Origin of the sequence: Aeromonas sp. 96A (assembly GCF_051919165.1) — a bacterium.
Taxonomy (GTDB): Bacteria; Pseudomonadota; Gammaproteobacteria; order Enterobacterales; family Aeromonadaceae; genus Aeromonas; species Aeromonas veronii.
Map to the genome: position 1 here is coordinate 71059 of NZ_JBQBFE010000001.1, position 21481 is coordinate 92539.

The window sequence follows — 21481 nt, forward strand, 5'->3', positions numbered from 1 at the left end:
GTGGATGGAGTCGCGGCCATGAGAGTCAGTCTGGGGAGCGCAATCCTGTGGGGATTGCTGATGTGGCAGAGTGCATGGGCGGCGCCAGCGGCCGAGTTGAAGATGGTCTACTTTGACGACTTTGCCCCATATTCGTGGCGTGACGAACAGGGCAGGATGCGCGGGCTGATGATAGACGTGATGGATCGGGTGGCAGCGCAGATGGGGCTGCGGGTGCGCCATGAAGGTTATCCGTGGCAACGGGCGCAAAAACTGGTGCGGATGGCGCAGGCCGATGGCTTTGTCACCATCGCCACCCGGGAGCGCCGCTCTTACACATTGGTGGTGGAGGAGCCCGTTACCACGACGGTTTTGACGGTATTTACCCGGCTTGGCCACCCCCGGATGAGCGATTTTCAGCGTGCCAGCCGCTTGAGCGACTTCAAATCGCTTACCTTTCTCGACTATTTCGGTAACGGTTGGGGCAAGGAGAACCTGGCGGGTTTCACCGTTCATCACACCATCAATGTTGATAATGTCTTCAAAATGCTGGCGGCGGGTCGGGGGGACCTGATGGTGACCGACCCACTGGTGGCACGCTTCAAACTCAACCAGCTGGGTCTCTCCGGGTTGGTGGTCGAGGTGCCGCTGCAGCTTGCTTCTACCCCGTTCAATATCTGCATCGGCAAACACTCCCGCTTCAATACCCGGATAACCGAGTTCAACAGTGCCCTGCAACAGCTGCGACAAAGCGGCGAGTTGGCGCGTATCGTCGAACGCTATCGTTGATGCGTTGCCGTCATCTGCTGTTTGCCAAGGGCGTGTCTATTTTGGCGTCATATCGGCGATGGTTGCCCAGAAGGCGTCGATCAAGGGCCCCTTGCTGTGGGGCGGACGGATAAGGCCAATGGTCCAGCAGGCTTCCCCGTCTCTCAGGGGGAGGGTGAGCACATCCGGGTGCTCTATGGTGGTGGAGGAGGGGACCAGGGTCCAGGCGATCTCTGCCGCCGCGGTGGCGACGCCAGCGGCGAAGTCGTTGACGTATTGGATATCGCGAAAACGCAGCCCGCTCTGGGCCAGATAGTTCATCAGGTGATCGTAAAACGACGGCGCCTTGTCCCGACGCAGGATCGCCAGCGGCTTGTCCACCAGATCCGCCAACTCCCTCACATCGCGATAGCTGGCGGGCAGCACGGCGACAAAGTGGGCTTCGACCACCGGCAGGGCGTGCCACCCCTTGGGGGCGGGCAGGCGGCAAAAACCGAGATCCAGCTTGCCTTCACTGAGCGCCAGTAGCTGGTGGTGGGTGGAGAGATCGTTGAGCTCTATGGTCACCTGCGGCCGCTCGGCGCGAAAGCGGGCGATGGCGGCGGGTACCAGGATCTTGGTGGCTACGCCAAAGCCGATACGCAGGGTGCCGACATTGCCCGCCAGCACGTCGCGGGCGGTGCGCGAGAGCTGCTCACTCTGGATGACCACAGCGCGGGCATCCTCATACAGCGCCCTGCCCAGTCCGGTGAGGCGAGTGGTGCTGGCGTTGCGCTCGAACAGCTCACCGCCCAGTTCCTCCTCCAGCCGCCTGATCTGTTTGCTCAGGGCCGACTGGGTAACATGCTGGCGCACCGCCGCCTGGCCGAAGTGCAGTACCTCCCCCAGGGTGACGAAGGCTTTCAGATCCCGTAGCTCCATCAGGGCTCCTTTCATTCCTGTTGGGAATGTTGAGTGGTCAAATTTGTCATTGGACGGAATTTTAGAAGTGATGGATGCTTATGCCAATTCATTTCGGGCGCCCAGACAGGGGGCGCCGAGTTATCAGAGATGGCTGACACCATCAGCGCAGAAGGAGCAACACCAGATGCATCACCACAAGTTCAACGACTTCCCGAGCGATTTTCTGTGGGGCGCCGCCTCCGCCGCCTATCAGGTGGAGGGAGGCTGGAATGCCGATGGCAAGGGGCCCTCGGTGTGGGATCTCTTCACCAAGCTGCCGGGCAAGACCTTTGAGGGGAGCAACGGCGATGTGGCGGTGGATCACTACCACCGCATGGAAGAGGACGTGGCGCTGATGGCAGAGATGGGGCTCAAGGCCTATCGCTTCTCGGTGAGCTGGCCGCGCATCTATCCCACCGGTCGCGGTGAGGTGAACGAGGCGGGGCTGGCCTTCTACGAGAAGCTGATCGACACCCTCTTGGCCCACCAGATCGAACCGGTGCTGACCCTTTATCACTGGGATCTGCCGCAGGCGCTGCAAGATGAGTACGGCGGCTGGGAAGACCGACGCATTATCGAGGATTTCGAGCGCTACTGCGTGACCCTCTATCAGCGTTTTGCCGGCAAGGTGAAGTACTGGGTGTCGCTTAACGAGCAGAACTACAACCTGACCAACGCCTATCAGCTCGGCACCCATCCGCCCGCTGTGCAGGATCGCAAGCGCTTTTTTGCCGCCAACCACATCGCGTTTCTGGCCAATGCCCGGGTGATCAAGGCCTTTCGCCAGCATGTGCCAAATGGCCTCATCGGCCCGAGCTTTGCCTACTCCCCTGCCTATCCGGCGTCGTGCGATCCGAAAGATATGCTGGCCTATGAGAACGCCGAGGAGTTCAGCAACCTCTGGTGGCTCGATGCCTACTGCTTTGGCCGCTATCCCCAGGCGTCGCTCGCTTACTTGCGAGCAAACGGCGAGGCGCCCGAGATCCTGCCGGGCGATATGGAGTTGCTGCGCGAGGGGACGCCAGACTACATCGGCGTCAACTACTACTACACCCTGACCTACACAGATAACCCCTTGGGCGGTCAGACCCTGCAGCGGATCAACACCACCGGCAAGAAGGGCACTACCCCGTCCAGCGGCATCCCCGGCCTCTACAAGACGGCGCCCAATCCGCACCTTGAGACCAGCAACTGGGACTGGGCCATCGACCCGACCGGGATGCGTATCGCCCTGCGTCGCCTCTCTTCCCGCTATGGTCTGCCGCTGATGATCACCGAGAACGGTCTTGGCGAGTTCGACAAGCTGGAGGCGGGCGACAAGGTGAACGATGAGTACCGCATCGATTACCTGCGCAGCCACGTCAAGGCGTGCCAGGAGGCGATGCAGGATGGGGTGGAATTGCTCGGCTACTGCGCCTGGTCGTTCACCGACATCCTGAGCTGGCTCAACGGCTACCAGAAGCGTTACGGCTTCGTCTATGTGGAGCGTGACGAGCAGGGGGGCTCCCTTCGCCGGATCAAGAAGGCGAGCTTCCACTGGTACAGCCAGGTGATTGCGAGCCAGGGCAAGCAGCTCTGACGATGTATCGCGTCGCGTAACCAGCGGGCCCGGGCAATCCCCGGGCCCGCGCTGTTTGTGACGGGGGAGCGGGGATAAGCCGGTTTCTCAACGTGCGACTCATCCCTGTTTGCTGATTTTTGTCCTGCCAAAGCCGCCGACCCCTGCTATTATCTGCGGCCGAACATGAGCCAATAAAAATCAGGATATCGTGATGACTGACCACACTTTTATTCCCGGCAAGGACGCGGCGCTGGAAGACTCCATCGAACGCTTCCAGACCAAGCTGCAAGCCTTGGGCTTTGATATTGAAGAGGCCTCCTGGCTCAACCCCGTGCCGAACGTCTGGTCGGTGCATATTCGCGACAAAGAGTGCGCCCTCTGCTTTACCAACGGCAAGGGTGCCAGCAAGAAGGCGGCCCTCGCGTCTGCCCTTGGCGAATATTTCGAGCGTCTCTCCACCAACTACTTCTTCGCCGACTTCTATCTGGGCGAGCAGGTCGCCAACGGCGCTTTCGTTCACTACCCGAACGAAAAGTGGTTCCCCATCGAGGGTGACCAGTTCCCGGTCGGTCTGCTCGACAGCTTCACCCGCAAGTTTTACAACCCGGATGGTGAAGTGACTGCCGACATGCTGGTGGATCTGCAGTCAAACAACGAAGAGCGCGGTATCGTCGCGCTGCCGTTCGAGCGTCAGTCCGATCACGAGACCGTCTACATCCCGATGAACATCATCGGCAACCTCTATGTCTCCAACGGCATGAGCGCTGGCAACACCAAGACTGAAGCGCGCACCCAGGCGCTCTCCGAGGTGTTCGAGCGCCACGTGAAGAACAAGATCATCGCCGAGGCCATCAGCTTGCCGCTGATCCCGGGCGAGGTCATTGCCCGTTATCCGGGGATTGCCGCCTCCATCGCGGCGCTCGAAGCGGAAGGCTTCCCCATTTACAGCTTCGATGCTTCACTGGGTGGCCGTTATCCGGTCATCTGCGTGGTGCTGCTCAATCCGAGCAATGGCACCTGCTTTGCCTCCTTCGGTGCCCACCCGCGCTTCGAAGTGGCCTTCGAGCGTACCGTCACCGAGCTGCTGCAGGGCCGCGGTCTCAAGGATCTCGACGTGTTTGTGCCGCCGTCATTCGACAACGAGCAGGTGGCGGATCACCACAACCTCGAGACCCACTTCATCGACTCCTCGGGCCTTATCAGCTGGGATCTGTTCAAGCAGGATGCGGACTTCGAGTTTGCCGACTGGGACTTCCGTGGCTCCTCGCAGGAGGAGTTCGATCACCTGATCGGCATCTTCCATGAGCTGGAGCAGCCGGTCTATATCGCCGACTACGAGCATCTAGGTGTCTACGCCTGCCGCATTCTGGTGCCGGGCATGTCCGACATCTATCCGGCCGAAGATCTGCTGCTGGCCAACAACAACATGGGCGCCAACCTGCGCGAAGTGATCCTGGCACTGCCATCACTTGATTGGGATGCCGAGCAGTACATGGCGTTGTTTGATCAACTGGATGAAGAGGGGCACGACGAGCGCACCCGTGTACGCGAGCTGCTGGGCATCGCCGCTGCCAAGGGGACCGCGCTGCACACCCTGCGCGTTGGCGAGCTGAAAGCCATGCTGGCGCTGGCCGCCGGTGAGCTGGAGACCGCACTGGATCTCATCGACTGGACCATGGAGTTCAACCAGTCGGTGTTCACTGCCGAGCGTGCTAGCTACTACCGCGCCCTGCGTGCCTGCGTCGAGTTGTTCCTCGACGAGGAGCGGGATCCGGAGCAGTATCGCGCCGTCTTCACCCGCATGTATGGCGAAGAGACGCTGGCACAGGCATGGGCCAACGCCAGTGGCGAAGCTCGCTTCCACGGTCTGGAGGCGGCCGACCTGTCGCTCTCCCAGTTCCCGCTGCACCAGAAGCTGCTGGCGGCCTACGAGAAGCTGCAGAAGGCCAAGCGAGCCCATCACTGGGCGTGATTGTTGCTGTAAAGGAAGGGGCCGTGTGGCCCCTTCTGTTTATCGTGCGGCAAAGCACGGGATTGTTATTCAAAGATGAAATAAAAAACAAAAAATACCCCTAAGGGAGTTGATGGCAGGGCAGGGGATGTGCTGTTGAACTGCAAAGATATCTTGCCAATACCATATTTCCATGCTCTGGAATAAATTCTTTAAAATCATTGCATTAAAAATGTGATATTTCTGTTTCAGCTGATACCTGGTGTAAAGTGGCGTAGCCATCGCACTAAAATATTTGTAGTAAAATTACATTCGCACTCTGATAAACTTGATCAATGTCAATTTTGGCTATTTGGCCCTTTGTTATGATTTCAACAGGCAAAACATTCAGGTAGAAAATAATTGAAAGCTGAATCTCCATTCGATTGTCTCAAGCCCGAAGCCATCGCTGCACTGGCTGAAGACATCACCTATGCCAAGGCTACCAAGCCGGCATACAAGGTCATTCCACTGGCCATCACCGCAGGCGCTTTCATCGCCATCGCATTTATCTTCTACATCACAGTGACGACCGGAACCGGCTCCATGCCTTGGGGTATGGCCAAGTTGGTGGGCGGTCTCTGCTTCTCTCTCGGACTTATTCTTTGTGTGCTGCTCGGAGCCGAGCTGTTCACCTCCACCACCCTGACGCTGGTGGCCAAGGCTGCCAATCGCATCAGCTGGGCTCAGCTGCTCAAGAACTGGGGTCTGGTCTACTTCGGCAACCTGATTGGCGGCCTGCTCATGGTGGCGCTGATCATCGTTTCTGCCGAGTACACGGCAGCAGACGGTCAGTGGGGCCTTAACGCCCTCAAAGTGGCCCAACACAAAATTCACCACACCTTCTTTGAAGCGGTGGCGCTGGGTATCCTCTGTAACCTGATGGTATGTCTTGCTGCCTGGATGGCCTTTGGTGCCCGCAGCGCGACTGACAAGGTAGTGGTTATGCTGCTGCCGGTTGCCATGTTCGTTGCATCAGGTTTCGAGCACAGCATCGCAAACATGTTTATGATTCCGGTTGGTATCGCTATCCACAGCGTGGCTAGTCCGGAATTTTGGCAGGCCATCGGCCAGGATCCGGCAACCTTTGCTGACCTGACCGTATCCAACTTTGTCCTACACAACCTCATCCCCGTGACCATCGGCAATATCATCGGTGGTGGCGTGATGGTTGGTCTGACTTACTGGTTTATCTTCCGTCGTCATCATTAAGGATGATTGCGGGATACTACATCAATACCGTGTGAGGTAATGAAAAATGGCAGAACTTAACGAACAGTTCCAAAAAGCATGGGAAGGCTTCGCAGCCGGTGAATGGCAGACCTCTGTCAACACCCGTGACTTCATCCAGAAGAACTACACCCCGTATGAAGGTGACGAGTCCTTCCTGGCTGGCGCGACCGAAGCGACCACCAAGCTGTGGGACAAGGTCATGGAAGGGATCAAAATCGAGAACCGCACTCATGCGCCGGTTGATTTTGATACTGACCTGCCCTCCACCATTACCGCACACGATGCCGGTTATATCGATCAGAGCCTGGAGCAGATCGTTGGTCTGCAGACTGACAAGCCGCTGAAGCGCGCCATCATCGCCAACGGCGGTATCAAGATGGTTAAAACTTCTTGCGAAGTGTACGGTCGTCAACTGGACCCGATGGTCGAGAAGATCTTCACTGAATACCGCAAGACTCACAACCAGGGCGTGTTTGACGTTTACACCAAAGACATCCTGAACTGCCGTAAGTCTGGTGTTATCACCGGTCTGCCGGATGCCTACGGCCGTGGCCGTATCATCGGTGACTACCGTCGTGTTGCCCTGTACGGTGTTGACTTCCTGATGGCCGACAAACTGGCCCAGTTCAAGTCCCTGCAAGCTGACCTGGAAAACGGCGTCAACCTGGAAGCTACCATCCGTCTGCGCGAAGAGATCTCCGAGCAGCACCGTGCCCTGGCACAGATGAAGGTGATGGCTGCCAAGTACGGTTGCGATATCTCCGTACCGGCCAAGAACGCCAAAGAAGCCGTACAGTGGACCTACTTCGCCTACCTGGCGGCAGTCAAGTCCCAGAACGGTGCAGCCATGTCCTTCGGTCGTACCTCCAGCTTCCTGGATATCTACATCGAGCGTGACCTGCAAAAAGGCCTGATCACCGAGCAAGAAGCCCAGGAGCTGATGGACCACATGGTCATGAAGCTGCGTATGGTTCGCTTCCTGCGTACTCCGGAATACGATTCACTGTTCTCCGGCGACCCGATGTGGGCGACCGAGACCCTGGCTGGTATGGGCGTTGATGGCCGTACTCTGGTTACCAAGAACAGCTTCCGTATGCTGAACACCCTGTACACCATGGGCCCGTCCCCTGAGCCGAACCTGACCATCCTGTGGTCCGAGAAGCTGCCGGTCGGTTTCAAGAAGTACTGTGCCAAGGTATCCATCGAGACCTCTTCCGTTCAGTACGAGAACGACGATCTGATGCGTCCGGATTTCAACAACGATGACTACGCCATCGCTTGCTGTGTATCCCCGATGATCGTTGGTAAGCAGATGCAGTTCTTCGGTGCTCGTGCCAACCTGGCCAAAACCATGCTGTATGCAATCAACGGTGGTATGGACGAGAAGCTCAAGATCCAGGTCGGTCCGAAAACCGAGATGGTCAAGTCCGAGTACCTCGACTACAACGACGTAATGGATCGTCTGGACCACTTCATGGATTGGCTGGCCAAGCAATACGTTGCTGCGCTGAACATCATCCACTACATGCACGACAAGTACAGCTACGAAGCCTCTCTGATGGCGCTGCACGACCGTGACGTATATCGCACCATGGCGTGTGGTATCGCTGGTCTGTCCGTAGCCGCTGACTCCCTGTCTGCCATCAAGTACGCCAAGGTCAAGCCGATTCGTGACGAAGATGGCGTTGCCATCGACTTCGAAATCGAAGGCGAATACCCGCAGTTCGGTAACAACGACGCTCGCGTCGATGATATCGCCTGTGATCTGGTTGAGCGCTTCATGAAGAAGATTCAGAAGCTGAATACCTACCGTGGTGCTGTTGCTACCCAGTCTGTTCTGACCATCACCTCCAACGTGGTATATGGCAAGAAGACCGGTAACACCCCGGATGGCCGTCGTGCTGGTGCTCCGTTCGGCCCGGGTGCAAACCCGATGCACGGTCGTGACCAGAAGGGTGCTGTTGCTTCCCTGACTTCCGTAGCCAAGCTGCCGTTCGCTTACGCTAAAGATGGTATCTCCTATACCTTCTCCATCGTTCCGAACGCACTGGGTAAAGATATGGAAGCCCAGAAAGCCAACCTGGCTGGCCTGATGGACGGTTACTTCCACCACGAATCCAACGTAGAGGGTGGTCAGCACCTGAACGTTAACGTGATGAACCGTGAAATGCTGCTGGACGCCATGGAAAACCCGGAGAAATATCCGCAGTTGACCATCCGCGTATCCGGTTATGCCGTTCGCTTCAACTCTTTGACCAAAGAGCAACAGCAAGACGTCATCACCCGTACCTTCACTGCTTCTCTGTAATCGAGACATAGTGAGCAAAAACCGGCGCCAAGGCGTCGGTTTTTTTATGTTTGGTTTTTATTGCTAAAGAACTCCGTGGACAATGCCAACCTTGAAACTCAGGATGACAATAGGTATAACCACGCGTTTGAGAAGGCATATTAAGTGAGCGGTATGATGCAATCCTCCTTTTGGCAGACCAAGAGTCTGCAGCAGATGACTGAATCCGAGTGGGAATCCCTCTGCGATGGTTGCGGTAAATGTTGCCTTAACAAGCTCATTGATGAAGATACAGATGAACTGGTTTTCACCAATGTGGCTTGTAACCTGCTCAATACCAAGACCTGCCAGTGTTCCGATTATCTTAATCGCTTCAAAAAAGAGCCTGACTGTCTGCAGATAACTCACGACAAGATTGCCGAATATGATTGGCTCCCCTCTACCTGCGCCTATCGTTTACTGGCTGACGGGGATACTCTGCCAGAGTGGCATCCGCTGCTGACCGGCAGTCGTTCTGCCATGCATCAGGCGGGTCAATCTGTACGTGGCAAAGTGGTTCACGAGGAGCAGGCTGGTGAGTGGATTGATCACATAATCACTTGGGCCAGTTGAGCCAAGTGATCAAGTGCAATGTGGCCTGAGCTAGAAGCTGAAAACGTCACCCATTTTTAGCTTGTGTTTTCTACCTCAAAACCCCCGATGCAGCGTATCGGGGGTTTTGTCGTTCAGAAGGCGGTTCTGGCGTTCGCTTGTTGCAGATATCAGCGGTCCAACTCAGATTACCTGGACTTGAAGCTGCCTCTCTTGACCATCACAACAACAAAGGTCAGCAAGTCTGATTGATCTGTTCAGTCAGTGTCTATTGGGCAACCAGATAGAGCTCCTTGCTGTAGACCACATCCTGCGGGTTAAGGTGGGGATAGCCTTTCACGAAAGGTTTGAGCAACCTTGATTTGACCGAGAAATAGATGGGGGCGATGGGGGCATCCGCATCAATGAGTGCCTCTGCCTGTTGATACAGGGCATTGCGTTCAGCGGGATCCAGCGAGTCGTGGGCCTTGGCCAGCAGGGCGTCGTACTCCTTGTTGAACCACTTGCCGCTGTTGGCGCTGCTGCTGGAGGTCATGATGTCGAGGAAGGTGGAGGCATCGTTATAATCCCCGTTCCAGCCATAGCGGCTAACCCCGAAATCCCCCTCGTTGAGTGCCGAGACCATGGTCTTCCACTCCATGTTGTTGAGGGTGGCAGTGACCCCCAGGTTGTGTTTCCACATGGAGGAGACGGCCAGCGCAATCTTTTTGTGGCTCTCGTTGGTGTTGTAGAGAATGTCCACTGTGAGTGGCTTGTCCGGGCCATAGCCCGCTTCGGCCAACAGGGCTTTGGCCTGCTTGATCCGCTCCTCTTTGCTCTGCAGCTGGCTGGCCGGTTTTTTCAATTCAAAACCGTCCACAATGGGGGGCGTGAAGCTATATGCGGCAATTTGTCCCTGTCCCAGGATCTTGTCGGTGATGGTCTCCCGGTCGATGGCGAGCGAGAGCGCCTTGCGTACTTTCGGGTCATCGAACGGTTTGCGCTGGGTATTGAAGACATAGTAATAGCTGGCCAGCGTGGGGACGCTGACCAGTTCTTCCGGACTCTTGCTCTTGAGCTGTTTGTACTGCTCCAGCGGATAAGTGGTGTAGTGCAGTTCACCGGTGCGATAGCGGTTGTAGGCGGCGGTTTCCGAGACGATCTCCAGATAGATCACCTTGTTCAGGACGGTGTGCTGGTTGTTCCAGTAGTGGGTATTGCGCTCGGCACTCAGCCGCTCGTTGGGGGTCCACTCCTTGAGTACAAAGGCACCGTTGGAGACGATATTGCCCGGTTTGACCCAATCCTTGCCGAATTTTTCAATGGTGGCCTTGGGGGCCGGGAACGTGGTGTAGTGGGCCAGCGTCTTCAGGAAGAAGGGAACCGGATTTTTCAGGGTGACCTGCAGGGTGTAGTCATCGAGCGCCTTGATCCCGAGCTCTGACGGGCTCTTCTTGCCCTGTGTCACCTCCCTTGCATTGACCACACCGGTCAATTCGATAAACCAGGCGTAGTTGGAGGCCGTCTTGGGATCGGCCGCCCGTTGCCAGCCGTAGACATAATCGGCGGCGGTGACCGGTTCACCATTTGACCACTTGGCCTCGGGCCTCAGCTTGAAGGTGTAGACGGTACCTGTCTTGTCGACCTCGTAGCTGACGGCGCCTGCTGGTTTGATCTTGCCGGTATTATCCAGCTCATAGAGCCCTTCAAACAGATCGTTGACGATGGCACTACCGGCGGTCTCTTCTACCAGCTGGGGGTCGATGGTGGTGGGTTCGGTGCCGATATTGGTCACGTAGATTTGTTGGGCATCCGGCAGCAGCTTGGTACCGGCAGGCACCTGGGCAGCCAAGGCGGGAAGGGCAAACAGTCCGGCTACCATGCCGGCAATGAGAGTCTTGTTCATTGATAATCCTTGAGTTTTATTTGCTTCCAAAGCGAAATCAGTGTGCTGGATTGGCGATCGGATCTCAAGAGGCAATGGCTAAGGGAGCAGCAGGCCCATCAGACTCCATTTTTAATGGCCCAAGGCCAGTCGGATCATGGCTCGCAGCAGGTTATTGCCACGAATTAAGGGGCCGAAACTTATCGAATGAAACCGAATAAAACGCGTCTTTTACCATAACGTGAGGCGAAATAGTCTATTTAATAGGCCGCTTAATTCGCTGCAAAAACAAAAAACAGACGTTACATTAGGTTACAAATCAAGGCCGCCGGTGATCGGCATTTTTTTTGCCGATGCCTGCAAACGTTTTCAATGCCAACGGATGCGATCTAAAGGAACAAAAATGCGAAACATGATCACCATGGGTGAGTTCATCGTCAAAAAGCAGGCGGATTATCCTACCGCGACCGGCGAGCTGACCTCGTTGCTCAGCTCGATCCGCCTTGCTGCCAAGGTGGTGAACCGGGAGATCAACAAGGCGGGACTGGCGGATATCATCGGTTCCATGGGCGCTGAAAACGTACAGGGCGAGGTGCAGCAGAAGCTGGATGTCTACGCCAACGAACGCTTCAAGGCGGCGCTGGAAGCGCGCGGCGAGGTGTGCGGCATGGCCTCGGAAGAGGAAGAGGACTTCGTCGCCTTTGACTCACCACTCTCCAAAAACTCCAAGTATGTGGTGCTGATCGACCCGCTCGATGGCTCCTCCAATATCGACGTCAACGTCTCGGTCGGGACCATCTTCTCCATCTACCGCCGTTTGAGCCCGCAGGGTTCGCCGGTGACCCTGGAGGACTTCCTGCAACCGGGCAACCGTCAGGTCGCCGCCGGTTATGTGGTCTACGGCTCCTCCACCATGCTGGTCTACACTACCGGCTTTGGCGTCAACGGCTTTACCTACGACCCCTCCATCGGTTGCTTCTGCCTCTCCCACGAGAACATCCGCATTCCGGAAGAGGGCAAGATCTACTCCATCAACGAGGGCAACTACATCAAGTTCCCGGACGGGGTGAAGAAGTACCTGAAATATTGTCAGGAGCGCGACGAAGCGACCCACAGACCCTACACCTCCCGCTATATCGGCTCCCTGGTCTCTGATTTCCATCGCAACCTGCTCAAGGGCGGCATCTACATCTATCCGTCCGGCACCAACTCGCCGAATGGCAAGTTGCGGCTGCTCTATGAGTGCAACCCGATGGCGTTTCTGGTGGAGCAGGCTGGTGGCAAGGCCTCCGACGGCTTTGGCCGGATCATGGATATCCAGCCCACCGCGCTGCACCAGCGCACCCCTTACTTCGTTGGCTCGACCAAGATGGTGGAGCGGGCCGAGGCCTTTATGCGCGAGTTCTCCGCCCATGAGGATCCAGCTAACCAGGGCTGATAGTACGCAGCTGACTGATAGCGAATAAAAAACGGGAGCCGATTTGGCTCCCGTTTTAGTTGGCTTTATCGTGCTGGCTCGCCGCCAGCGTTGCAGATATTCACAGGCTGTTGTTGGCCAGATCAGCCAGCAAACCATCCACCAGTTTCAGGCGCATCGCACGATCCTGGGTCGGCACCTGGAAGCGCAGCCGGGTCGGCCCGTCCATCTTGTAGACCCGTGGCTGGCTGGAGAGCAGCTTGACCAGATAGGCCGGATTGACCTTGGTCTCCTGGGTGAAGTCGAGATAGCCGCCACGCTCGCTCATCTCCACCCGGCGAATGCCAAGGGCGGTGGCACGCTGACGGAAGGCAGCCAGCTCCAGCAGGGTTTTGGTCGCCTCCGGCAAGAGGCCAAAGCGGTCGATCAGCTCCACTTTGAGCTCCCGCAGCTCCTGCTCGTCTGCCGCGCTGGCGATCCGCTTGTACATGGAGAGGCGCATATTGACGTCCGGAATATAGTCATCCGGCAGCAGCGCAGGCAGGCGCAGCTCCACCTCGGTGTGCTGGCTCATCAGTTGCTCCAGCGATGGCTCTTTGCCATTTTTCAGCGCCTCGACCGCCTGCTCCAGCATCTCCATGTAGAGGGTGAAGCCGACCGATTCGATCTGGCCGCTCTGATCATCGCCGAGCAGTTCGCCCGCGCCACGGATCTCCAGATCGTGGGTCGCCAGCGCAAAACCGGCGCCGAGATCTTCAAGCGAGGCGATCGCCTCCAGCCGCTTGGCCGCATCCTTGGTCATCAGCTTGGGATGGGGGGTGAGCAGGTAGGCATAGGCCTGATGGTGAGAGCGGCCAACCCGACCCCGCAGCTGGTGCAGTTGGGCCAGACCCAAGTGATCCGCCCGATCCATGATGATGGTGTTGGCGCTCGGCACGTCGATACCGGTCTCGATAATGGTGGTGCAGACCAGCAGGTTGAAGCGCTGGTGGTAGAAGTCGGACATGATCCGCTCAAGGTCGCGCTCGCGCATCTGGCCGTGGGCGATGCCGATGCGGGCCTCGGGTACCAGTTCCGCCAGATCGGCGGCGCACTTCTCGATGCTCTCGACGTCGTTGTGCAGGTAGTAGACCTGGCCGCCACGTTTGAGTTCACGCAGCACCGCCTCGCGCACCACCGCCGGTTCGTGCTGGCGGACAAAGGTCTTGATGGCGAGCCGCTTGGCGGGCGGAGTGGCGATGATGGAGAGATCCCGCATGCCGGACATCGCCATGTTGAGGGTGCGCGGAATGGGGGTGGCGGTGAGAGTGAGGATATCCACATCGGCCCGCAGTGCCTTGATCTTCTCCTTCTGGCGCACCCCGAATCTGTGCTCCTCATCGACGATGAGCAGCCCCAGATCCTTGAAGGTGAGTTCGGAGCCGAGCAGCTTGTGGGTGCCGATGATGATGTCCACTTTGCCCTCCGCCAGCTCTTTCATCACAGCGCTCTGCTCCTTGGCGGAGCGGAAGCGGCTCAGCACCTCGACCCGCACCGGCCAGTTGGCAAAGCGGTCGCGGAAGTTGTCGTAGTGCTGTTGCGCCAGCAGGGTGGTGGGCACCAGCACGGCGACCTGTTTGCCGCCATGCACGGCCACAAACGCCGCCCGCATCGCCACTTCGGTCTTGCCAAAACCCACGTCGCCGCACACCAGTCGGTCCATGCTCTTGGCCTGACACATGTCCCCCAGCACCGCATTGATGGCGTTGAGCTGATCGTCGGTCTCCTCGAATGGGAAGCTGGCAGCAAACTGGCGATAGGCCTCTTTGTCGTGCTTGAAGGCAAAACCGGCGCGGGCGGCGCGGTGGGCATAGACATCGAGCAGCTCGGCTGCCACGTCGCGCACCTTCTCCGCCGCCTTGCGCCGCGCCTTGCTCCAGGCTTCACCGCCGAGCTTGTGGCTGGGCGGGTTATCAGAACCGGTGTAGCGGCTGATAAGGTGCAAACTGGTGACCGGCACGAACAGCTTGTCGCCGCCGGCATATTCGAGGGTCAAAAACTCGGTGGGCAGGCCACCGGCGTCGATGGTTTCCAGTCCCAGATAGCGGCCGACCCCGTGATCCAGATGGACCACTGGCTGCCCCTGGGTCAGCTCGCCCAGGTTTCTGATCACCGCATCGGAGCTCAGGTTCTTGCTCTTCTCCCGCGCCCGCTTGCTGCGCACCTTGCCGCCCAGCAGTTCGGTCTCGGTGATCAGCGCCAATGGATCCTGACCGACCTCCTGCCACAGGAAGCCACGCTCAAGCGGTGTAACCAGCAGGCCGTGGCGATCCGGGCTCGCCATAAAGGCGTCGAGGGAGGGGAACTCTTTAGGTTGCAGCGAGATACGCGCCAGCAGATCGCCGAGCACCTCCCGTCGCCCTTCGGATTCCACCGCAAACAGGGTGCGCCCGGCAAAGCCTTGGAGGAACTGGTTGAGCGCCAGCAAGGGTTGCTCCTTGCTGTGATCGAGTTGCAGATCCGGCAGCGCCGAGATAGGTAGATCGTGCTGACCTGCATCACCGGCGGTGGCGGCCTCTTGCAGCCGCACCGCGCCATATTGGCCTAGAGAGGCAAAGAGCTGCTCCACCGGCAGATAGAGCTGGGCCGGTGGCAGCAGTGGGCGGGTGTTGTCCCAGCGTCTGTCTTCATAGCGCTGGCCGATATCGTTCCAGAAACGCTGGGCGGCGGGGTAGATATCCCCCACGGTGAGCAGCAGGGTCTCTTCCGGCAGGTAGTCAAACAGGCTGGCGGTCTGGTTGAAGAAGAGCGGCAGATAATACTCGATGCCGGCGGGCCAGCGTCCCTTGCTCACCTCCTGATAGACGGATCCCTCGGCCCGCGACAGCTCGAACTGCTCGCGGAACTGGCCGCGAAACAGTTCGATGGCCGCCTCGTCGGTGGGGTATTCCCGGGCGGGCAGCAGGCTGACCGTCTTGACCGGTTCGCTGGAGCGCTGGGTTTCGGGATCGAATGGGCGGATGGAGTCCACTTCATCGTCGAAGAAGTCGATGCGATAGGGGCTGCTACTGCCCATGGGGAAGAGATCGAGCAGGGAGCCGCGGGCGGCAAATTCGCCATGTTCCAGCACCTGATCCACCGCCACATAACCCGCCTCGGCCAGGCGTCCGCGCAGCTGTTGCAGGTTGAGGCGCTGGCCGGCCTTCACCATCAGGCTGTATTTGTCGAGATAGACCCGGGGGGCGCAGCGCAACATCAGGGTGGAGATGGGGACAATGAGTACCCCCTTGTTCATCTGCGGCAGCTTGTAGAGGGTCTCGAGCCGCTGGGAGATGATGTCCTGATGGGGGGAGAAGGTGTCGTAGGGCAGGGTCTCCCAATCGGGGAACAGCAATACGGGGGCGGACTGATCGGCTAGCTGCTTGTCTGCCAGCAAATACTGAAGCTCCTGCTCCAGGCGCAGGGCGCTCGGGGTATCGGCGGTGATAAGCAGTACCGGCCCCTTGGCTTCACTGGTGAGACGGGCTGCAATCAGCGAGAGGCTGCTGCCGACCAGCTGGCCGAGCGCGATCTTTTGGCCCGCTTTGGCGGGCAAGGCGGGAAGTTTCATTGGCATGGTTCGATTCTTTTAACGTTGACGTTATCTATCGCTGACGTTCGCTATGGTTAGCGCTGACGCTCTTGGGCGCGCAGCTTGAGCTGTTTCGATTGCACGTGGAGGCTGGCACGAACCAGCAGTTCACGGTCATCTTCGCGGATCCGCACATAGTCGAGCTGCACATGGGTGCCATGTTCACCGCCGTCGAGCTGTTTGACCTGGCCATAGCAGTAGATGGCGGCCGCCTCTTCCCGCAGGAAGATCTTGAGGCGCACTATCTGGTGCAGGTGCGGCGCAGCCCCGTGATCATGATAGGGGTGCAGGTAGGTGAGCTGGCCAGCCCCGAAGCGCAGGGTGTGAAAGCGCTGCTCCGGATGGTCCTGCAGGGAGAGCACATAGCCCATGATCATGTCGATCTTGCGGGACTGCTGATTGACGATCTCGATCAGATCGTGCATCGACTCGTTCTGGTTGCGCAGCAGGCGGGTGGTCACCAGATCGATGGAGGTAATGGCCGAAGAGATCCGAAAGGGCTCCGGCAGCTCAGCGTCCAGCTCCTCCAGCGAGGGGAGGTGGAAGTCGGCCGGCATGGGGATCACATTGACCGGCGTGGCATGAGTGACGCTGAAGAACTGTTCCTGCATGGAGGCTATCCCTTGTTGTCATGGACGGTTTCCCTTTATTATCCGGTATCTTATTTTGTTGGCAACGTACATATCCTTGAAGACCGGACTTTTTCAGCCCCTTTCGCTGGCCATCGGCCTGCGTTATGCGGGCTCGAAGCGCAGCAATCGCTTCGTCTCATTTATCTCCCTGTTCTCTACCTTTGGCATCGCCATCGGGGTTGCCGCCCTGATGGTGGTCATTTCGGTGATGAACGGTTTCGAAGGGCAGCTCAAAGGGCGCATCCTCGGGGTGATCCCCCATGTGGTGGTGACCAATCAGGCTGGCCGCATTGATGCCGACCCGCAAGGGTTGCCTGATCTGGCCAAATTACCCCATGTGGTCGCCTCGGCCCCCATGCTCGACAGCGAAGGAATGCTGCAAAGCCCCGGCCAGCTGACCGGGGTGAGCGTGCAGGGGATCGACCCTGCTAAGTGGCCCAAGGATGACATCCTCCATAGCCAGATGCTGGGGGGGCGACTCGATACCCTGCAGGTGGGTCACTACCGCATCGTGCTGGGGCAGGGGGTGGCACGCCGCCTCAATGCCTCCATCGGCGATCAGGTTCGCCTGATCCTGACCGAAGGGACCCGCTTCACCCCGTTTGGCCGGGTACCGGCCCAGCGCCTCTTTACCGTCTCCGGCATCTTCGGGGTCGGCGCTGATGTGGATAACCAGATTGCGCTGATCGCGCTGGGGGATGCCCAGCGGCTGCTGCGCTTGCCGACAGAAACCGTCGGTGGCATTCGCCTCTGGCTCGATGATCCCTTTGCCGCCGACGAGGTGATCAAGACACCGTTGCCGGATGGGCTGCTGTGGCAGGATTGGCGCCGCGAGCGGGGCGAGCTGTTCCAAGCGGTCGCCATGGAAAAACGGATGATGGGGCTGATGCTGGTGCTGATCATCGCCGTCGCTACCTTCAACATCCTCTCCGCGCTGGTGATGGTGGTGACGGACAAGGAGGGCGAAGTGGCCATCCTGCGCACCATGGGCATGAGTGAATCAGGGATCGTTAAAATCTTCATGGTGCTTGGCGCCTCCAGCGGGGTGATTGGCGCCCTGTTTGGCGGACTGGCAGGCCTTGCGCTCTCCTTGGGTCTCAACCCTCTGCTCAATGCGGTGGGGCTCAACCTCTATATGGCGGCGGGCGGCAGTGGCCTGCCGGTGATTGTCGAGCCGGCTCAGGTCATCACCATCTTGCTGGGCGCCGTGCTGCTGAGCTTCAGTGCCACCCTCTATCCGGCGGCACGCGCTGCGCGGGTGAAACCGGCCGAGGCGCTGCGTTATGAGTAATGCCGTGAATAATGCATCTTCTGTTGTGACTGGTGCCCCCGTTGTTGCGGGTGCCAGCGTTGTTACTGAGGCAAGTGGAGCCCCTGTTATGAATGAAGCCGTATCCCGTGAACCTCTGCTGCGCTGCCATGCGCTCAATCATGTCTATAAAGAGGGGGAACTGGAGACTCAGGTGCTCAAGGGGATCGATCTCTGTGTCGCGCCCGGTGAAATGCTGGCGGTGGTGGGGAGCTCGGGCTCCGGCAAGACCACTTTGCTGCATCTGATGGGGGCGCTGGACAACCCCTCCAGCGGCGCCGTGCTGTTCAAGGGGGAGGATATCCACCATTGGGATAGCCGCACCCAGGCCCGTTTTCGTAACCGCGAGCTGGGTTTCGTCTATCAGTTTCATCACCTGCTCTCCGAGTTCAGTGCATTGGAAAATGCGGCCATGCCGCTGCTGATCGCCGGTGAGTCGGTGGCGGTTGCCACCGAGAAGGCGACCAGAATGTTGGGTCGGGTGGGGCTCTCCCATCGCTTGAACCACCGTCCCTCCGAGCTCTCCGGTGGCGAACGTCAGCGGGTGGCGATCGCCCGGGCGCTGGTCAACGAACCGAGCCTGGTGCTGGCGGACGAACCCACCGGCAATCTGGATCACGCCAGTGCCACTGCGGTGTACGAACTGCTGTGTGAACTGAATCGTGAACTGGGCACCGCCTTTGTGGTGGTGACCCACGACTTGAGCCTGGCGGCCAAGCTCCATCGCCGGGTGACCCTGGTGAGCGGCGTGATGGCGGAGGTTGCCTGATGTTCAAACCGCTGCCCCTCTTTCTGGGCCTGCGTTACAGCCGCTCCCGCCGTCGCAACGGGTTTATCGCCTTTATCTCTGCCTCTTCCCTGATCGGTATCGCCCTCGGGGTGATGGCGCTGATCCTGGGCCTCTCCGCCATGAACGGTTTCGAGCGGGAGCTCAAAGATCGGGTGCTCTCCGTGGTGCCGCAAGGTGAGCTGGACGCCGTCGAGCGGCCGTTGCCGGATTGGCCCCGTCTGCGTGACTACCTGCTGGCCCAACCGGGCGTCGAGGCCGCTGCGCCGGTCATTCGCCTCAATGGCCTGCTGGAGCACGGCTCCGCCCTCAAGGGGGTGCAACTGCGCGCGGTATTGCCGGAGCTGGAAGCCAATCTGTCGGATGCGGGCAAATACATGACGGGCCGCGGCCTGCGTGAGCTGCAACCGGGTGAGCGTGGGGTGATCCTTGGCAAGACCATTGCCGACAAACTGGGCGTCAAGGTGGGTGACACTCTTGGTTTGTTGTTGCCACAAGGGGGTGATCAGACCGGGATCAAGAATCCCCGGCGCGAAGCCCTGACCGTGGTGGGGCTGCTGGAGATCGGCGGTCAGCTCGACGGGTTGCTCGGCTTTATGCATCTGGCCGATGCGCAAGCGATCACTGGTATGGGCAGCGATGTGGAGGGCTTCAGCCTGCGGGTGAGCGATGTGCTCAAGGCGCAATCCATCACCGTAGCCGCGGCGCAGCAGTTCCCTCATCATGTTTACATCCGCAGCTGGATGAACAGCCAGGGCTACCTCTATCAGGACATCCAGATGGTGCGTACCGTCATGTATGTGGTGATGCTGATGGTGGTGGCCGTCGCCTGTTTCAACATCGTCTCCACTCTGGTGATGGCGGTGAACGAGAAGCGCAGCGAGATCGCCATCCTGAAGACCATGGGGGCGAGCCCCGGCCAGATCCGGCTTACCTTCGTCATTCAGGGCATGGTCAACGGCGTGGCCGGTGCGCTGCTTGGCGCCCTGCTGGGCGGGCTGCTTTCGAGCAAGCTGACCCAGATCCTGAGCGTTGTCGAAAAGCTCATCGGCCATCGCTTCCTCAATCCGGATATCTACTTTATCGACTTCTTGCCGACCGAGTTGCATATGCAGGACCTGCTCATCGTGACGGGCGCCGCCATCCTGATGAGTCTGGTGGCGACCCTCTATCCCGCCTGGCGGGCGAGCGGTCTGGTACCCTCCCGCGAGCTGGGTCACTGATGCGTTGCATCTAATGCGCAATAAAGAACGAAGGGCCCGCCGGTGCAAACCGGCGGGCCCTTCTGTTTTGAGGTCGAGTGACGTGGCTTAGTGGGCGTTCAGCTCATCGAGCGGCAGGGAGAAGCTGGCCACGAAGGTGTCGATAAAGTAGCGCATCTCCTCGCTCATCCGGGCTGCCAGCATGGCTTCAAGGCGCTTGCGAGCCGGTTCGAACTCCCGGTTGCCCGCGTTGATCTCCTCCAGACACTTGGTATAGGCGCAGAGGGTGTCGGCATCCTTGACCAGCCTGGCCAGCTCGCCATCCTGGGCTGCCGAATCGAGCAGGGGGCGAAAGTCCTCCACCAGTTCCGGCGGCAGCATGCCGAGCAGACGCTGTTCGGCGGCCAGCTCGATCTTCTTGTACTCGCGGGCGATCTCGGGGTTGAAGTATTTGACCGGGGTAGGCAGATCGCCGGTCAGCACCTCACTGCTGTCGTGATAGAGGGCCATCACCGCGGCACGGTCGGCATTCACGCTGCCGCCAAACAGCCGGTTTTTGATGATGCCGAGGGCATGGGCCACCATGGCGACCTGCAGGCTGTGTTCGGCGATATTTTCGGGCTGGATGTTGCGCATCAGGGGCCAGCGGTAGATGAGTTTCATGCGGGCGAGATTGGCGAAAAAGTGGCTGGGTAACATGATGGCCTCAACAAAAGAGAATAGAAAAGGGCAGACCCTAGTCTGCCCTTTTTTTCGTTGCAGGGCAGCGTCTGCCCGCGCATTTCCCGTAGTTAGCGGATATAGCGGCCCGATTCCGCCTCTTGGTTGGTCACAATCATCTGGCCGATGGGCGCCAGACTGATGAGTGCCAGCTTGAGGTGCTGGATACCGAACGGGATACCGATAATGGTCACGAAGCAGGCCAGCGCGGAAGCGATGTGGCCGATGGCGAGCCAGACACCGATCAGCACGAACCAGAGGATATTGCCAATCAGCCCCAGAGTGCCGGTGCCGATATCGCTCTGGCCGGTTATGGTCTTGCGGTTGACCGCCTGCTTGCCAAACGGGAAGAAGGTAAAGGTGCCGATCACGAAGCAGGCACGTCCCCAGGGGATGCCTACTAGCGAGATAAAGCAGACAAGACCGGCCAGCCACCAGGCCAGGCCCATAAAGACACCTCCCAGTACAAACCAGAGCAGATTGAACAAGAAGCGGAAAAAGGCCATGTGAGTGACTCCAGATCATCAATTTGGTTGCCACCATAACGAGGGAGGGGTAGGGACGCAATGGTTGATTGGTCCAATCGCCA

16 protein-coding genes are annotated in these 21481 nt (G+C 58.7%); 10 read left to right on the plus strand and 6 right to left on the minus strand.

What is annotated here, in order from left to right; genetic code table 11:
• Positions 1–18: 18 nt before the first annotated feature.
• Positions 19–768 (plus strand): substrate-binding periplasmic protein, encoded by a 750-nt coding sequence (locus ACTG2W_RS00375; protein WP_440015964.1) that lies wholly within the window; start codon positions 19–21, stop codon positions 766–768.
• 36 nt (positions 769–804) lie between these two features.
• Here the strand turns inward: ACTG2W_RS00375 and ACTG2W_RS00380 are convergent, their stop codons facing one another.
• Positions 805–1668 (minus strand): LysR family transcriptional regulator, encoded by an 864-nt coding sequence (locus tag ACTG2W_RS00380; protein WP_337075103.1) that lies wholly within the window; start codon positions 1666–1668, stop codon positions 805–807.
• A gap of 166 nt (positions 1669–1834) precedes the next feature.
• On the opposite strand from ACTG2W_RS00380, the gene ACTG2W_RS00385 reads away from it, so the two are divergent.
• The 5 genes from ACTG2W_RS00385 to ACTG2W_RS00405 all read left to right on the plus strand — a co-directional run bounded on the left by ACTG2W_RS00385 (position 1835) and on the right by ACTG2W_RS00405 (position 9372).
• The gene (locus tag ACTG2W_RS00385; protein ID WP_421308789.1) at positions 1835–3268 is read left to right on the plus strand and encodes a glycoside hydrolase family 1 protein; all 1434 of its coding nucleotides are present in this window, start codon (positions 1835–1837) and stop codon (positions 3266–3268) included.
• 193 nt (positions 3269–3461) lie between these two features.
• Positions 3462–5222 carry a 30S ribosomal protein S12 methylthiotransferase accessory factor YcaO gene (ycaO, locus tag ACTG2W_RS00390; RefSeq protein ID WP_421308791.1) on the plus strand — a complete coding sequence of 587 codons (1761 nt, stop codon included), beginning with the start codon at positions 3462–3464 and terminating at the stop codon, positions 5220–5222.
• A gap of 381 nt (positions 5223–5603) precedes the next feature.
• The gene (focA, locus tag ACTG2W_RS00395; protein ID WP_005333620.1) at positions 5604–6452 is read left to right on the plus strand and encodes a formate transporter FocA; all 849 of its coding nucleotides are present in this window, start codon (positions 5604–5606) and stop codon (positions 6450–6452) included.
• Positions 6453–6498: 46 nt separating this feature from the next.
• Positions 6499–8781 carry a formate C-acetyltransferase gene (gene pflB / locus ACTG2W_RS00400; RefSeq protein ID WP_005352571.1) on the plus strand — a complete coding sequence of 761 codons (2283 nt, stop codon included), beginning with the start codon at positions 6499–6501 and terminating at the stop codon, positions 8779–8781.
• A 156-nt stretch (positions 8782–8937) separates the two neighbouring features.
• Positions 8938–9372, plus strand: a complete 435-nt coding sequence (locus ACTG2W_RS00405) for a YcgN family cysteine cluster protein (protein ID WP_075112995.1) — start codon at positions 8938–8940, stop codon at positions 9370–9372.
• A 247-nt stretch (positions 9373–9619) separates the two neighbouring features.
• On the opposite strand, the gene ACTG2W_RS00410 is transcribed toward ACTG2W_RS00405, so the two are convergent.
• Entirely contained in the window at positions 9620–11236 is a 1617-nt protein-coding gene (locus tag ACTG2W_RS00410; protein ID WP_106843762.1) for a peptide ABC transporter substrate-binding protein, read from the minus strand.
• Positions 11237–11618: 382 nt separating this feature from the next.
• Between ACTG2W_RS00410 and fbp the strand changes: the two genes are divergently transcribed.
• Positions 11619–12653 (plus strand): class 1 fructose-bisphosphatase, encoded by a 1035-nt coding sequence (gene fbp / locus ACTG2W_RS00415; RefSeq protein ID WP_005336993.1) that lies wholly within the window; start codon positions 11619–11621, stop codon positions 12651–12653.
• Positions 12654–12753: 100 nt separating this feature from the next.
• Here the strand turns inward: fbp and mfd are convergent, their stop codons facing one another.
• Positions 12754–16221 (minus strand): transcription-repair coupling factor, encoded by a 3468-nt coding sequence (mfd, locus tag ACTG2W_RS00420; protein ID WP_181281643.1) that lies wholly within the window; start codon positions 16219–16221, stop codon positions 12754–12756.
• A gap of 56 nt (positions 16222–16277) precedes the next feature.
• The gene (locus ACTG2W_RS00425; protein ID WP_005336991.1) at positions 16278–16853 is read right to left on the minus strand and encodes a hypothetical protein; all 576 of its coding nucleotides are present in this window, start codon (positions 16851–16853) and stop codon (positions 16278–16280) included.
• A 76-nt stretch (positions 16854–16929) separates the two neighbouring features.
• Here ACTG2W_RS00425 and ACTG2W_RS00430 point away from each other — a divergent pair, with 76 nt between their 5' ends.
• The 3 genes from ACTG2W_RS00430 (at position 16930) to lolE (ending at position 20193) form a co-directional block, all read left to right on the plus strand.
• A complete protein-coding gene (locus ACTG2W_RS00430) occupies positions 16930–18165 on the plus strand; it encodes a lipoprotein-releasing ABC transporter permease subunit (protein WP_106843764.1) in 1236 nt (411 codons plus the stop codon).
• Positions 18166–18253: 88 nt separating this feature from the next.
• The gene (lolD, locus tag ACTG2W_RS00435; RefSeq protein ID WP_181281639.1) at positions 18254–18952 is read left to right on the plus strand and encodes a lipoprotein-releasing ABC transporter ATP-binding protein LolD; all 699 of its coding nucleotides are present in this window, start codon (positions 18254–18256) and stop codon (positions 18950–18952) included.
• Positions 18952–20193: a lipoprotein-releasing ABC transporter permease subunit LolE gene (gene lolE, locus ACTG2W_RS00440; RefSeq protein WP_005360064.1), complete on the plus strand. Its 1242-nt coding sequence runs from the start codon at positions 18952–18954 to the stop codon at positions 20191–20193. The genes lolD and lolE overlap by 1 nt, the downstream gene beginning before the upstream one ends.
• Before the next feature lie 87 nt (positions 20194–20280).
• On the opposite strand, the gene yfbR is transcribed toward lolE, so the two are convergent.
• Together yfbR and ACTG2W_RS00450 are read right to left on the minus strand one after the other, a co-directional pair.
• Positions 20281–20871 (minus strand): 5'-deoxynucleotidase, encoded by a 591-nt coding sequence (gene yfbR / locus ACTG2W_RS00445; protein WP_021230589.1) that lies wholly within the window; start codon positions 20869–20871, stop codon positions 20281–20283.
• A gap of 92 nt (positions 20872–20963) precedes the next feature.
• Positions 20964–21398 carry a YccF domain-containing protein gene (locus tag ACTG2W_RS00450; RefSeq protein ID WP_106843766.1) on the minus strand — a complete coding sequence of 145 codons (435 nt, stop codon included), beginning with the start codon at positions 21396–21398 and terminating at the stop codon, positions 20964–20966.
• Positions 21399–21481 lie beyond the last annotated feature (83 nt).

What these genes read in the sequence shown, in the direction of transcription:
- ACTG2W_RS00375 (WP_440015964.1), top strand. Translation starts at nt 19, where the DNA reads ATGAGAGTCAGTCTGGGGAGCGCAATCCTGTGGGGATTGCTGATGTGG.
- ACTG2W_RS00380 (WP_337075103.1), bottom strand. Translation starts at nt 1,668, where the DNA reads ATGGAGCTACGGGATCTGAAAGCCTTCGTCACCCTGGGGGAGGTACTG.
- ACTG2W_RS00385 (WP_421308789.1), top strand. Translation starts at nt 1,835, where the DNA reads ATGCATCACCACAAGTTCAACGACTTCCCGAGCGATTTTCTGTGGGGC.
- ycaO (WP_421308791.1), top strand. Translation starts at nt 3,462, where the DNA reads ATGACTGACCACACTTTTATTCCCGGCAAGGACGCGGCGCTGGAAGAC.
- pflB (WP_005352571.1), top strand. Translation starts at nt 6,499, where the DNA reads ATGGCAGAACTTAACGAACAGTTCCAAAAAGCATGGGAAGGCTTCGCA.
- ACTG2W_RS00405 (WP_075112995.1), top strand. Translation starts at nt 8,938, where the DNA reads ATGCAATCCTCCTTTTGGCAGACCAAGAGTCTGCAGCAGATGACTGAA.
- ACTG2W_RS00410 (WP_106843762.1), bottom strand. Translation starts at nt 11,236, where the DNA reads ATGAACAAGACTCTCATTGCCGGCATGGTAGCCGGACTGTTTGCCCTT.
- fbp (WP_005336993.1), top strand. Translation starts at nt 11,619, where the DNA reads ATGCGAAACATGATCACCATGGGTGAGTTCATCGTCAAAAAGCAGGCG.
- mfd (WP_181281643.1), bottom strand. Translation starts at nt 16,221, where the DNA reads ATGAAACTTCCCGCCTTGCCCGCCAAAGCGGGCCAAAAGATCGCGCTC.
- ACTG2W_RS00425 (WP_005336991.1), bottom strand. Translation starts at nt 16,853, where the DNA reads ATGCAGGAACAGTTCTTCAGCGTCACTCATGCCACGCCGGTCAATGTG.
- lolD (WP_181281639.1), top strand. Translation starts at nt 18,254, where the DNA reads ATGAATGAAGCCGTATCCCGTGAACCTCTGCTGCGCTGCCATGCGCTC.
- lolE (WP_005360064.1), top strand. Translation starts at nt 18,952, where the DNA reads ATGTTCAAACCGCTGCCCCTCTTTCTGGGCCTGCGTTACAGCCGCTCC.
- yfbR (WP_021230589.1), bottom strand. Translation starts at nt 20,871, where the DNA reads ATGTTACCCAGCCACTTTTTCGCCAATCTCGCCCGCATGAAACTCATC.
- ACTG2W_RS00450 (WP_106843766.1), bottom strand. Translation starts at nt 21,398, where the DNA reads ATGGCCTTTTTCCGCTTCTTGTTCAATCTGCTCTGGTTTGTACTGGGA.